This is a genomic window from Thermomonas haemolytica (assembly GCF_004346265.1).
GTDB classification, from domain to species: domain Bacteria; phylum Pseudomonadota; class Gammaproteobacteria; order Xanthomonadales; family Xanthomonadaceae; genus Thermomonas; species Thermomonas haemolytica.
This window is the reverse complement of record NZ_SMAP01000001.1, coordinates 310,382-323,376: the sequence shown is the minus strand read 5'-3', so window position 1 is coordinate 323,376 and position 12,995 is coordinate 310,382. Positions and strand designations below refer to the sequence as shown.

Below are 12,995 nucleotides of genomic sequence, written 5' to 3'. Positions count from 1 at the left end.
CGAGGCGGCAATACGGCGGATGCACTATGGCGGCCAGTGCGTGTGGCCTGCCGGGTGCTCAGAGCCCCTGCAAGCGGCGCGAGGCCACCACCGCCTCCACCCGGTTGCGCACGTTCAGCGCGCGGAAGATCGCCGCCAGGTGGATCTTGACCGTGCCCTCGCTGATGCCGAGGTCGCGCGCGATCAGCTTGTTCGGCTTGCCCTGCGACAGCAGCCGCATCACGTCGATCTGGCGTTCGGTCAGCAGCCGGCGCAGGCCGTCCAGCGAAGGTGTTCCGGCTGCCGCGGGCGCCGCCGCAGCGCCGGTCGTGGCCTGCTGCAGGCGCGCATCGCCCGGCTGCCAGCCCTGCGCCTGGGCGCTGGCCAGCAGCAAGGGAGGTACGTAGATGCCACCGGCCAGCACCAGCCGGATCGCCGAGAGCATCACCTCCGGGGAGTAGGCCTTGGGGATGAAGCCCTGCACGCCCAGTTCCATCAGCGTGCGCATCAGTGCCACGTCCTCGGTGCCGGACAGCACGATGATCGGCAGCGCGGGCGCCGCCTCGCGTAGGCGCGCGATGTGCGCATGGCCGTGGGTGCCGGGCATGCTGATATCCAGCAGCGCGAGGTCGAGGCTGTCGCGGTGCTCGGCCAGCGCCTGCTCGAGTTCGTCTTGGCGCATCGCGACTACGACTTCCACCGCCGGATCGAGTTCCGCCAGCTTGAGCTTCACGCCTTCGATGATCAGGCGGTGGTCATCCGCCAGCAGTACTTTCACATGGCCACCTGCGTGCAAGTGCCGCGCGTTGCGGCGGCGTGGCATCCCCCGCGGATGGTCGGTTGCCATCCGTGCCTGTCCTACGCATTCCACGATAGAAGCCGGCGCGAGCGGACAGCAATCCACCGCGCTCGTCCCTACGGCATAGCTCCTACGCCATATGGCCGCGCGGCGGACCGCATCCAAGAATGCCGCCACGCATGCCGTCCCGGCAGCGCCTGCCCGATCCACCCATGACGATGACCGCAGCCCTCCGCATGCGCGCCGCCACGTACGTCCTCGCCGGCGTGGCGTTCGCCTGCGGCCCGGGATCGGCATTGGCGCAGGATGCGGTGCAGCAGGCGCCACGGCCGTCGCTGTCATCGCCGGCGCAGATGCAGGCGGATGCGGCGCAGGAGGTGCAGGCGCCGCCGGTGTCGCCACCGCCATCCCCTTTTCTTCCGGCGGTGCGCGAGCGCGGGGTGCTGTTCAAGGTGACGCCGCCGGCGGCCGCGCCGTTGCCCGCGGAGATGGCCGATCGCACAGAACTCACGGCGCCTGCGCCCAGCTACCTGCTCGGCACCATCCATTTCGGCACGCCGCAGGAGCAGGGCATCGACTACGCCGTGCTCGCGCCGCTGCTGGAGGGAGCGGAGGCCTTCGCCAACGAGGTGGACGTGGATTCACCGTGGCGGCCGGACTACGACGGCTACCGCTGGCTGCCGGTGGAGACGCCACTGGAATCGCTGATTGGCAAGGAGGCGCTGGCATTGGCGCAGGCCCTGCTGCCGGCGGTGCCGCGCCAGGACCTGCAGCGGATGAAGCCGTGGGCGGTGCTGGCGCTACTGGAGGCGCGCGGCGAGAACGCCGGCGAGGCCAGCATGGACGCGCGCCTGCAGCGCATGGCCGCCGCCGCGGGCAAGCGCATGCTGCATCTGGAGACACTGCAGGAGCAGCTGCAGGCACTGGACTGCGTGCCGGCCGCGGAGCATGCGCAGGTGCTGGCGGAGCGCCTGCGCAAGTCGTGGGTGCTACGGATCGAGTCGGCCGAGGCGATGGCGTTCTATCGCAGTCGCAACCTCGATGCCTGGCTGGCCAGCATCGATCGCATGGATGGGCTGGACGCCCCGGCACGAGCAGTCGAGCAGCGCGCGCGGCTGTGCCTGCTGGAGGAGCGCAATGCGCGCTGGATCGGCCCGCTGGAAACGCTGTTTCAGGACGGCGGTGGGTTCGTGGCGGTGGGGGCGGTGCATCTGGTCGGTCCGGATGGACTGATCGCGCGCCTGCGCCGGGATGGCTACACGGTCGAGGCGGTGCCGCTGTAGGCGCCGATTTGCGTTGTTGGTGAGCGACGGGATCACGAGGGGGCAGGACGAATGGCATTCGCGATGCGCGGCGACCGGCAGGTCCATTGGGGGCAGGGGGCGTTTCTGAGCCCGCAGCATTTGCAGGCGCAGGACGCCTGGGACCAGGCGTGCAGGCACGCGCTGCACCTGCGGATGACGCCGTTTCCGTGGGGGTTCGAGGCGCTACGCCTGCGCGAGGATGCGCTCGCCAGCGGGGTAGTGGATGTCGAGCACTGCGTGCTGGTGACGCGCCGGGGCGAACGGCTGCACGGTGGCAGTGCCGATGGCGGCGCCGGCAATATGCGCGTGCCCCAGCGCAACATCGCGGATCTGCGGGTGACCGGCAACGACCCGATCCCGCTGTGGCTGGTGTTCGATCCCGAGTGCACCCTGCAGGGTCTGGGCCGTAACGACTCTGGGCGCATGCAGGCGCGGCACGTGCTGGCCAGCGAGAGCCTGGCCGACCCGTTCGACCCGCAGGCGCCGGAAGCGGAGATCGATTTCCTGCTGTACCAGGCCAACATCATCACCGGCCAGGACGAGAATGCCGAGGCGATCGTGCGCGGTGCCGACGGCTACAAATTCGCCGAGCTGCTGCCGGCCGGTCCGGGCAAGTTCAAGCTTTCCAGCGATTACATCCCACCGGTCACCGCCATCACGGCCTCGCACAACCTCGCGCGCTGGACCCGCGCCCTGCGCGACCTGCTGATCTCGCGCGGCCAGGATTTCGCCGCGATCAAGCGCCAGCGCGGCATCCGCGCGGCGTCCACCAGTGCGCAGGAGGTGATGCGGGTCGCCATGATGCAGACTTTCGCCCGCTACATCCCGCTGTTCCAGGAGCATGCGCGGCTGGGGACGGTCGGTGCCTACGCGATGTACCAGGACCTGCGCCGGCTGGTCGCGGAGTTCTCGGTGTTCTCCGAGGACATCGGCTATTTCGGCGAGTTGGCCGGCAGCCCGCGCGATACCGAATTGCCGGAGTACGACCACGAGAACCTGCGGCGCTGCTTCCGGCTTGGTTTCGACCGTGCCGAGGCCCTGATCAAGGCGCTCACCGTCGGCGCCGAGGTCGGCATCACCCTGGCCTACGACGGACGCTTCTACCGCGCCGACCTCCCGGCCAACCTGTTCGAGAGCGACAAGACGCGCTTCTATCTCGCCTTCGAGTCCGAGCAGAAGGGGGCCGACCTGTTCGCGCGGCTGTCGCGCACCGGCAAGATCGCCTCGCTGGACGAGATGCCGCGGCTGCTGTCGGCGGCGCTGTTCGGCCTGAAGATCGACCTGCTGCCGGTGCCGCCCGAAGAGCTGCCGCAGAAGAGCCCGAACACCACGTATTTCCTGGTCGATACCACCCATCCGTTCTGGCAGATGATCAAGAACGGCCGCAACATCGCGGTGTTCTCCGACCTGCCGCCGGATTCGACCGTCATCAAGCTGTACCCGGTCGCGGGACAGGAGTGACCCATGGCCCGGTTGCTGCACCATTTTTCCCCGGTGTTCGCCTTCGGCCTGGCGCTGGACGAACAGGTGGCCGCCGGCCAGGCCGGCGATGCCGCGGCCAGCGTCACCGCGCGTGCGCGCGAGCTGATCGAGCGCGCGCGCAGCGCGGCGCTGGCCGATGGCAAGCGCCCGGAGCAGGTGGATGATGCCGCGTTCGCAGTGGTGGCCTGGATCGACGAGATCATGGCCCGCAACCCGGCCTGGCTGACCAGCGGGGTGCCCCCGCTACAGGTGGCGATGTTCACCACCAACAATGCCGGCAACGAGTTCTTCAGCCATCTGTCCGCGCTCAAGCAGGAGCAGGACGAGGTGCGCGAGGTGTACTACCACGCCTTGCTGTGCGGGTTCGTCGGTCAATATTACTACGAGACCGGCGATACCGGCGAGCTCGGCAAGCTCAAGGAACTGCACGCGCGCCAGCTGCCGATCGCGCCGGCGCCGGTGCATACCCTGCGCGAGGAAAAAATCACGCCGCAACCTTACGGTGTTCCCGATCCCGCCGGTCCGAAGCTTCCGCGCCAGTGGGACCGGGCACTGCTCGGCATCGGCGCGCTGGTGGCGCTGCTGATTCCCCTGGTCTATCTGCTGTGGATCCTGCTGGCGGCGCCCAAGCCGCTGCTGTCGGTGCCGGTGCAGCAGGTGGTGGCGAAGTTCAATGCCGATTGTGCCGATCTCACTGCCGACGTCGACGAAGACCGCGGAGCGGTCAAGATCAGCGGATATGCCAAGAGCACCGAGGACATGGCCGCCATCCGCCAGCAACTGGCGGCGATCGAGGGGGTGAAGTCGGTGGATGCCCAGCTGCAGCTGCGGATCTGGCCGCATTGCGAGGTCGTGCGGCTGCTGGCGCCGTACAAGGCGCGCAATGACGACAGCGGGCAGCACCTGGTCATCACTCCCAGCGTCGGCCACTCCGATCGCTTCTTGGAAGGCGAGAACGTGATCGTCAAGCTCCAGCAACCCAATTACGACGGCTACCTGTACGTCGATTACTACACCGTCAATGGCGACGTGGCGCACATCTATCCAAACGCCGGCGAACCCGGCAGCGGGCGGCTGCTGCATGCGCTGGAGCAGTTCGAGGTCGGCGCCACGCCGAACCGGACCTGGACCATCTGTCCGCCGTTCGGGCAGGAAATGATCACCGTGGTCGCCTCGCCGCGCCCGCTGTATCAGGAGACCCTGCCCGAGGTGCAGCCCGCGCAGGAGTACCTGCCAAAACTGCGCCAGATGCTGGAAGCCAACCGCGGCAATCCGCAATTGCTGGCCGCGCACCTGTTCATGCAAACCGAGCCCGAGACCGATCCTGCGCGGAAGTCGCAGGCGATGATGGCCTGCGCCATGCCGGCGGACGCGGTGCCCTCGCAGGAGCCTGCCCAATGAGCCCGCTGAGTTTCGTGGAAAACCTGTTCTCGTCGATCGGCAGCGTGTTCGCGCGGATCGGCTCGCTGTATTCGCGCGGCTCGGATGCTGCGCGCACGCCGTGGCTGCGTTGGATCGTAGTGACGTTGCTGCTGGCACTGGTGCTGGCCGGTCTGGTGTTCCTGGCGCTGGCGATCCTGCCGCAGTTGCCGATGCGGTTCTGGCAGGTACTGGGGCTGTGCGTGGTCGCCGTGGTGGTGCTGTGGTGGTTCATGGCCGGCCAGCGCAAGGCCTCGCTGAAGGGCCGCACCCGCAAGCGCATCGGCGACCTCGGTCCGGGTAATCCGGAGGAAGAGCGCGAGCCGGTGGCGAAGATGACCGCCGCCATCGACGAGGCCAAGCGCATCATCGCGCGCTCGCCGGAAATCGCGCAGGGACGCAACCCGCTGTATCGCATCCCGTGGGTCTTGTTCATCGGCGATGCCACGGCCGACGTGGCCGGCCTGTTGCGCGCCGGCAGCGAGGTGTCGCCATTCCCTGCGCCGGACAAGCCGGAGATGGAGGCGGACGAGGTCTGGCGCTGGTGGTTCTTCAAATCGATGATCGCCATCGAGACCCACCCACGCCTGGTTTGCGATCCCGGCGCGCGGCTGGAGCGTGGGCTCTGGTACCAGGCACTGATGAAGCTGGCCGACGAGCGTGAGAAGCTGCCGCTCAACGGCATCGTGGTGGCGGTATCGGCGCAGACCCTGCTGGGGCCGGCCGAGGCGCTGAAGGACACCGCCACCCGCCTGCGCCGGCTGGTGGACGAGGCGATGGAGCATCTGCAGGTGCAGATGCCGGTGTATTTCGTGGTGAGTGGCCTGGACCGGCTGCCGGGCTATGCCCAGCTGCGCGCCAGCCTGCCGCAGGAGGCATTCGCGCAGGCGCTGGGGCACCGCTTTGCCGAGAACGAGGTGGTCAGCGCGGCCAGCAGCGGGCGCATCGACGAGGTGATGCAGCCGATCGAGGACCGCCTGCACGCGCTGCGCATGACCCTGCTGCGCGCCCAGCACACCCCGGCGCAGCGGCGCGCGGTGTTCGATTTCATCGAGTCCCTGGGGGGGGCGCGCAGTGGGTTGGCACAGTTCGTGGGGCTGATGCTGGAAGACAATCCGTTCCAGCGCACCCCGCGCTGGCGCGGCCTGTACTTCGCCGGCGCCGCGGATGCCGCCCATCGCGGCGGGGCGTTCGTCGCCGACCTGTTCACCCGCTTCCTGCCCAGCGACCAGCCGCTGGCCGGCAGCAGCTTTCGCGGCAATGCCGGGCGGATGGCGATCGCCGGGGTGGGCGTGCTGGCGATGCTGGGCCTGTCGGCCTCGTTCGCCTATGGCCTGAAGGTCGCACACCGCGACGATGCCGCGCTGCTGGCGCAGACCCGCAGCGCCTGCGCCGACGTGGCCGACCGCACCTCCACCGGGCGCATCGAGTGGGTGGCCAGCTGCGGGCGCACGATCGAAGAGCTGGAGGCCGCGCAGGGCGAGAGCTGGCTGAGTTTCGGGGTGCGCCGTGCGGACGCCGACATCGACCGGCTCAAGCAGCGGGTGGTGGAGGATTTCGCCAACCTGATCCTGGCGCCCGAGGACCAGATGCTGGCGACCGACATCGACCAGCGCCGGGCCGGGATCGAACATCTGCTTGCGCTCAGCCAGCGCCTGCGCCTGCTGGATGTCTGTACGGGCAGTGGCAATGGCTGCCGCGAGCGCGAGCTGCCCAACAATGTCAGCTTCGATGCGCGCTCAAGGCTGTTCGCCCCTTTCGTGAGCGCCAACAACGATACCCGACGCGACCGCGACAACGCCGACGCCCTGTTCGCCACCTACCTCGGCTACCTGCGGTGGCAAAAAAAAAACGTCCGTGAGGCCGAGCGCGCCCGTCTGGAGGGCCTGCTGAACAAGCTGCTGGCGGGCTATAGCCCGCGGGCGGCCGATTTGCGGCAGTGGGCGGATGCGCGCGGGAACGGCATCGATCTGGCGACCTTCTGGCTGCCGCAGGGCACTGTGGTGGGCACCGACGGCGGCCCTGCGGCAGGCATCTCCCGCGCCTATACCCGCGATGCCTGGGAGGGCGTGGTGCAGCCGATGCTGGCCACCCTGCGCCGGCAGGCCCCGGACCGCGCATCCCGTATCGACGACCTGCGCGATGCCTACTTCCACGACTATTTCTCGCAGTGGGCGCGCTTCCAGGCGCGCTTCGGCGACGGTCTTGGGCTGTGGCGCGGGCGCTACGGCGACCTGCTGGCGCGCGCGGGCGGCAAGGAGGACCCGTACACGCTTTTTTTCGCTTCAGCCCAGCGCAACCTGTACGAGTTGCCGTTCGACTGGCCGCTCGCGGCGCGCTGGGCCGCGACCTGGGCGCAGATGAAGGCCGGCTGGCTTTCTTCCTGGCGTCCGTTCGGGCGCTTCGTGGCGGACGGGTTCCGTTTCGGCGGCGAGCGCATCCCGCCGCCGGTATGGCTGCTGGCGATGCGTGAGACCCAGTTCGACGTGTTGGCAGGCCAGCGCCCCGACTATGCGCGCGCCTACCTGCGGCTGCAGGCGGAAGGCTCCGGCGAGGATGTGTACCAGCTTGCCTCCGACCTGTTCGCCGGCAAGGGCAAGGCCGACAAGCCGCCGGCCAGCGACTACACCCGCCTGCTGGATGCCGTGGACAAGCCGCCCGAACGGTATGCCACCGCGTTCAAGGGCGACGACCTGGCCGCCTGGTCGGTGGTGCAGGGGCCATCGCGCCTGCTGCTGTTCCTCACCGTGCACCGGGCCGGCCAGTACGTGCAGGCGCGCTGGCGCGAGAGCGTGGTGACGCCGCTGGCGGCATTGCCGCCGGAGCAGCAGGTGGATGCGCTGTATGGCCCGCAGGGCAAGCTGGCGGCCTTCATCAACGACTGGCTCAAGCCTTTCATTACCGAAAAGGAACGCCTGCCGGTGAAGGTGGCCGGCGTCGCCATGCCGCTGTCGTCCGCATACCAGGGGATGCTGGCGGCCGAGCGGCGGTTCCAGCCCGTGCTGGGCAACGTCGCTCCGTTCCTGGCGGGAAGCTTCACCCTGCAACCCAGCCAGCTCGGGGCGCTCGACGAGGGCGAATCCGGCACCGTGTTCGAGGTGGAGTGCCGCGAACGCGTGTACCGCGCGAGTTCCGCCGGTCCGTCGCTGGCGGACGCCACCGCGCAGGTGTTCTGGTCGCCTTCGAGCTGCCTGCAGGCGCGCATCCGCATCCCGGTCGCAGTGCCCCCGGATGCGAGCGCCGCGGTCCAGGAATTCGATCCCGCCACCAGCCAGATGCATGCCGCCGCCTCCAGTCCCGAGGAGGTGGTGCTGGTGCGCACCTATGCCGGCGCGGAAGGATTCACCGTGCTGATCAAGGACTTCGCGACCGGCGCGCACGCCTACACGCTGGAGGATTTCCAGTCCAGCTACAGCCCCGCGCAGTGGGCGCCGTTGCGCCAGCGCCTGGCGCAGCTTGGCTTTCGCGGCGCGCGGGTGTTCCTGAAGGTGGAGCTGTCCGACGAGATGCAGCGCTATCTCGGCGCAAGCAATGCGCGCGCGGAAGTGCCCGCCGTCATCCTCGATTGAACCCAACCAACAGGAGGCCCCATGGCCATCGACGTGAATGAACTGCTTGCGCCCATCCCGGGCGGCGACCCTGCCGGCAGCGATGCCAGCTTCTCCGATCTGTTCGACCGCATCCGCGAGGCACGCCGCGCGGACGATCCCAACCTGGCCCAGGGGGATTGGCAGACGGAGCTGAAGGTGGCCGACTGGCGGGAAGCCCAGTCGCTGTCCGAGGACGTGTTGCGGCGGATCAGCAAAGATTTGCAGGCCGCGGTCTGGCTGGGCGAGGCGCTGATCGCGCGGCATGGGCTGGAAGGTGCGCGTGACGGCTTCGACCTGCTCACCGGCCTGCTGGAGACCTATTGGGATGGGCTGTACCCGCGTGCCGAGGATGGCGACCTGGAGGAGCGCGCCGGCAAGCTGGCGTGGTTCGCCGCCTGGGGCAGCAAGGCGCTGCTGGGCGTGCGCCTCAACGACGATCCGCAGGCACCGCTGACCCTGGCCGGTTGGATCGATTCGCGCGAGGTGGACAACCTCGGCCGCCAGAACGCCGAGGCCTATCAGGCCGCCCTGGACGAGGGCCGCATCAATGGCGAGACCTTCGATGCGCGCATGCAGGGGGTGCCCGAGGCGATGCTGCGCGAGCGGCTCGAGCAGGTGCAGGCAGCGCGCGAGTCGTTCGCGCGGCTGGCGGCGGTTAGCGACGCGCGATTGGGCCGTGAGGCGCCCAGCCTGGCCGCGATTGACGATGCACTGAAGAAGATCCAGACCGTGTATACGCGGCTGGCCAGCGCCAAGGGCCTGGGCGGGGTCGCAGCGGTCGATGGCGAGCCTGCCGCGGGCGAGACGGGGGTGGTCCAGGGCGTCGCTGCATCGGGAGCCACGGCGCTCGACTTGAATGCTTCCAGCCTGGCCTCCAAGGATGCCGCCCTGCGCGCGCTCGGGGAGATCGCCGGGTTCTTCCGCCGCACCGAGCCGCATAGCCCGGTGGCCTACCTGCTGGAGCGCGCGGTGGCTTGGGCCAACATGCCGCTGGAGCAGTGGCTGGAGGAGGTGGTGCGCGACCAGAGCACGCTGTCCTCGATCCGCGAGCGCGTGGGCCTGTCGCCCAGCGAATGAAGCAGTGCCGGCCCGCGGATCGCTGCATCGGTCCACGCCGAACGGCATATGCCGAAGTCTGGCCGTCCGAGGGATGTTGCGATTGCAGGCGGCTTCCTAGACTCGCTGGCACATCCCGGAAAGACCTACCCATGCGGTGTCGTTCCGGTCCTGCCACCCGCATCCACCAACGCGTCCGGGGACTCCCATGGCCAAGAAGGAAAGCACCCAGCACAAGCTCGATCGCGTGCGCGCCCCGCGCGTGCAGCTCACCTACGACGTCGAGGTGGGCGATGCCATCGAGAAGAAGGAACTCCCGTTCGTTGCCGGCGTGGTCGGCAATTTCAGCGGGCAGCCGGCGGAGCCGCTGGGCAAGCTGAAGGACCGCAAGTTCGTCAACGTGGACAAGGACAACTTCGACGACGTGCTCAAGGGCATGAAGCCGCGCGTGCAGATGCAAGTGGACAACAAGCTGGCCGAGGACGGCTCCAAGCTCAGCGTGGAGCTCACCTTCCGCAGCCTGGAGGATTTCTCCCCCGAGCGCGTGGTGAACCAGATCGAGCCGCTGCGCAAGCTGCTGGAGGCGCGCCAGAAGCTGGCCGACCTGCGCAACAAGGCCGCCGGTAACGACAAGTTCGAGGACCTGCTCAACGAAGTCCTGCAGAACACCGACAAGATCGCCCAGCTGGGCAGGGAAGTCGGTGCGAAATCCGACGAGTGATCGCCCGCCAGGGCATCCGACCACGACCAGCCAGCGAGATCAGCACACATGGCCAATACCGAAACCCTGGCGGCTCCGGCCGCGACCGCGGACGCCGCCGAGGGCGGCCTGCTGGACCAGATCCTCACCCAGAGCAAGATCGCGCGCTCCGACAGCGAGCGCACCCGCGCCCGCGACCTGATCGCGGAGCTGGTGGCGCAGGTCAGCGAGGGTGCGATGACCGTCTCCAAGGACGCCATCGGCGCGTTGGATGCGCGCATCGCCGAGATCGACCGGGTGCTGTCCGAGCAACTCTCGGCGGTGATGCATGCGCCCGAGTTCCAGCAGCTGGAGGGCAGCTGGCGCGGCCTGAAGTACCTGGTGGAGAACTCCGAGACCGGCACCAACCTGAAGATCAAGGTGTTCAACACCACCAAGAGAGAGCTGGTCAAGGACTTCAAGAACGCCGCCGATTTCGACCAGAGCACGCTGTTCAAGAAGCTCTATGAGGAGGAGTACGGCACCTTCGGCGGCGCGCCGTTCGCGACCCTGATCGGTGATTTCGAGTTCGGCCGCCATCCCGAGGACATGTACCTGCTCGAGGAGATCTCCCACGTGTGCGCGGCGGCGCATGCGCCGTTCCTGAGCGCAGCTTCGCCGGAGTTGCTGGGCTTCGACGACTTCACCGAGCTTTCCGGCCCGCGCGACCTGGCCAAGATCTTCGATACCGTGGAGTACGCGAAGTGGAAGAGCTTCCGCGCCTCCGAGGACTCGCGCTACGTCGGCCTGACCCTGCCGCACGTGCTGGGGCGCCTGCCGTACGGCCCGGATACCGCGCCGGTGGAGGCCTTCAACTTCGTCGAGCGCACCGACGGCACCGAGCACAACAAGTACCTGTGGATGAACGCCGCCTACGCCCTCGGCAGCAAGGTGACCGATGCGTTCGCCAAGTACGGCTGGTGCGCCGCCATCCGCGGCGTGGAGGGCGGCGGCCTGGTCGAGGGCCTGCCCACCCACACCTTCGCCACCGATGACGGCGAGGTGGCGCTGAAGTGCCCCACCGAGATCGCCATCACCGATCGCCGAGAGAAGGAACTGGCCGACCTGGGGCTGATCCCGCTGGTGCACTGCAAGGGCACCGACTACGCGGCGTTCTTCTCCACCCAGTCGGTGCAGAAGGCCAAGGAGTACAACACCGACGCCGCCAACGCCAATGCGCGGCTGTCCTCGCAGCTGCAGTACATCTTCGCGGTGAGCCGCATCGCGCATTACCTGAAGTCGATGATGCGCGACAAGATCGGCAGCTTCGCCAGCAAGTCCAGCGTCGAGCTGTTCCTCAACAACTGGATCTCGCAGTACGTGCTGCTGGACGACAACGCCTCGCAGGAATCCAAGGCGATGTACCCGCTGCGCGAAGCGCGGATCGAGGTGGCCGAGGTGCCGGGCAAGCCGGGCGCCTACAAGTCGGTCGCGTTCCTGCGGCCGCATTACCAGCTGGACGAGCTGAGCGTCTCGCTGCGGCTGGTGGCCGAGCTGCCCAAGTCGGCGCGCTGACCCGGTTCCCGCGGTAAATCCAGCCAATCCATTCCCGATTCCCCATTTCCTATTCCATTCCCATAGTCAGGAGAAACAGCCATGGCAACAGTTGACGGGTTCCTGGAGCTCGACGGCGTGAAGGGCGAGTCCACCGACGCCAAGCACAAGGACAAGATCGAGATCCAAAGCTTCCAGTGGGGCGTGCATAGTGCCTCCAACATGGCCACCGGCGGTGGTGGCGGCGTCGGCAAGGCGGTGTTCAGCGACTTCACCGTCACCAAGAAGGTGGACCTTGCCTCGCCGGTGCTGGCCAAGTTCGCCGCGACCGGCGAGCACATCGCCAAGGGCAAGGTGATTTTCCGCAAGGCCGGCGGTTCGGCCGGCCAGCAGGATTACCAGACCTACGATTTCGAGAAGATCTACGTCACCGGGCTGGCGATCAGCGGTGGCCAGGACGGCGAGTTCTACGAAACCCTCACCCTGTCGCCCACCAAGTTCAAGTGGGAGTACAAGAAGCAGGGCGACAAGGGCAGCCTGGAGGGCAATACCGTGGTCACCGTGGACCGCGCCAAGAACACCGCCGCGTGACGCGGCGGCGGGTTGAGCCGGGGTCGGGGCGCGGGCCATGCGCGGCTTGATCAATCGGCTGGTGGCCGACGCCCTCCCGGAAGACGGGGGGCGCCGGCCATCGATGCTGGAGATGCGCAATGAGGTCTCTCGCGACCTGGAGGCGCTGCTCAATACGCGCTCGGAAGGGGCTCGGCTGATCCCGGAGGTCTTCAAGGAATGCCGTGGCTCCTCGCTGACGTACGGCATCCCGGATTTTTCGTCATACAGCCTGCTCAGCCCGCACGATCGCGACCGCATCCGGCGCGCGCTGGAACAGGCCATTGCGCTGCACGAGTCGCGCCTGACCCGGGTGCGCGTGACCCTGGAACCGCAGAAGGAGCTGGATCGCGCCCTGCGCTTCCGGGTGGATGCATTGATGGAGCTGGGCGAAGACAACGAGAAGGTCCAGTTCGACGCGGTGCTGCAGCTCAATACCCAGACTTACATCGTGCGCTGATGCGGGCGGGTCGCGGCTGGTCCCGCGAGGCGCCTGCGATGTGTCGGGCGCCGGTCAACGGGCT

At 68.1% G+C, this 12,995-nt stretch carries 10 protein-coding genes; 9 read left to right on the top strand and 1 reads right to left on the bottom strand.

Annotated features, from left to right (window positions below; genetic code table 11):
• Positions 1–58 precede the first annotated feature (58 nt).
• Complete coding sequence (locus tag EDC34_RS01565) at positions 59–757, bottom strand: response regulator (protein WP_114959270.1); 699 nt, start codon at positions 755–757, stop codon at positions 59–61.
• 239 nt (positions 758–996) lie between these two features.
• Between EDC34_RS01565 and EDC34_RS01560 the strand changes: the two genes are divergently transcribed.
• The 9 genes from EDC34_RS01560 (at position 997) to tssE (ending at position 12,931) form a co-directional block, all read left to right on the top strand.
• Positions 997–2,061 carry a TraB/GumN family protein gene (locus tag EDC34_RS01560; RefSeq protein ID WP_162797649.1) on the top strand — a complete coding sequence of 355 codons (1,065 nt, stop codon included), beginning with the start codon at positions 997–999 and terminating at the stop codon, positions 2,059–2,061.
• A gap of 51 nt (positions 2,062–2,112) precedes the next feature.
• Positions 2,113–3,543, top strand: coding sequence for a type VI secretion system baseplate subunit TssK (gene tssK / locus EDC34_RS01555; RefSeq protein WP_114959086.1), 1,431 nt, complete (start codon positions 2,113–2,115; stop codon positions 3,541–3,543).
• 3 nt (positions 3,544–3,546) lie between these two features.
• Complete coding sequence (locus EDC34_RS01550; RefSeq protein ID WP_114959085.1) at positions 3,547–4,965, top strand: DotU family type IV/VI secretion system protein; 1,419 nt, start codon at positions 3,547–3,549, stop codon at positions 4,963–4,965.
• Positions 4,962–8,552: a type VI secretion protein IcmF/TssM N-terminal domain-containing protein gene (locus tag EDC34_RS01545; RefSeq protein WP_114959084.1), complete on the top strand. Its 3,591-nt coding sequence runs from the start codon at positions 4,962–4,964 to the stop codon at positions 8,550–8,552. Before EDC34_RS01550 ends, EDC34_RS01545 begins: the two co-directional genes overlap by 4 nt.
• A gap of 21 nt (positions 8,553–8,573) precedes the next feature.
• Positions 8,574–9,650 carry a type VI secretion system protein TssA gene (tssA, locus tag EDC34_RS01540; protein ID WP_114959083.1) on the top strand — a complete coding sequence of 359 codons (1,077 nt, stop codon included), beginning with the start codon at positions 8,574–8,576 and terminating at the stop codon, positions 9,648–9,650.
• A 187-nt stretch (positions 9,651–9,837) separates the two neighbouring features.
• Positions 9,838–10,350 carry a type VI secretion system contractile sheath small subunit gene (tssB, locus tag EDC34_RS01535; protein ID WP_114959082.1) on the top strand — a complete coding sequence of 171 codons (513 nt, stop codon included), beginning with the start codon at positions 9,838–9,840 and terminating at the stop codon, positions 10,348–10,350.
• 48 nt (positions 10,351–10,398) lie between these two features.
• A complete protein-coding gene (gene tssC, locus EDC34_RS01530; protein ID WP_114959081.1) occupies positions 10,399–11,883 on the top strand; it encodes a type VI secretion system contractile sheath large subunit in 1,485 nt (494 codons plus the stop codon).
• A gap of 81 nt (positions 11,884–11,964) precedes the next feature.
• Entirely contained in the window at positions 11,965–12,453 is a 489-nt protein-coding gene (locus EDC34_RS01525; protein WP_114959080.1) for an Hcp family type VI secretion system effector, read from the top strand.
• Positions 12,454–12,490: 37 nt separating this feature from the next.
• Positions 12,491–12,931 (top strand): type VI secretion system baseplate subunit TssE, encoded by a 441-nt coding sequence (gene tssE / locus EDC34_RS01520; protein ID WP_114959079.1) that lies wholly within the window; start codon positions 12,491–12,493, stop codon positions 12,929–12,931.
• Positions 12,932–12,995: the final 64 nt, after the last annotated feature.